The sequence below is a fragment of the Kineococcus sp. AC630 genome, from assembly GCF_979255925.1.
Window position 1 is genome coordinate 1 of sequence record NZ_CEEDMJ010000103.1, and the last position, 257, is coordinate 257.

Consider the following 257-nt stretch of genomic DNA (forward strand, 5'->3'; position numbering starts at 1 on the left):
TCGAGTCCCCGGTGGTCGTCGAGGCCCCCGTGGTCGAGACCCCGGTGGTCGTCGTGACCCTCGTGGTCGAGACGCCCGTGGTCGAGGAACCCGTCGCCGCGGTCGTCGCGGCGCCGGTCGTCGAGGCCCCCGCGGCCCCGGTCGCGATCCCCGCGCAGACCCGCCCGGTCGGCGAGGCCCTCCGCCAGCGCAGCGCGCTGGCCGCCGACGCCCTCACCGCCCTCCCCGACGGGCAGAACTTCACCCCCTCCCGGGGC

Annotated in this window: 1 protein-coding gene; it reads left to right on the top strand. The window is 78.6% G+C overall.

Features of this window, described 5'->3' with window-relative positions:
* Positions 1 to 257: hypothetical protein (locus AC0I8G_RS26030; RefSeq protein WP_471732523.1), on the top strand; the 257-nt coding region annotated here is incomplete at both ends.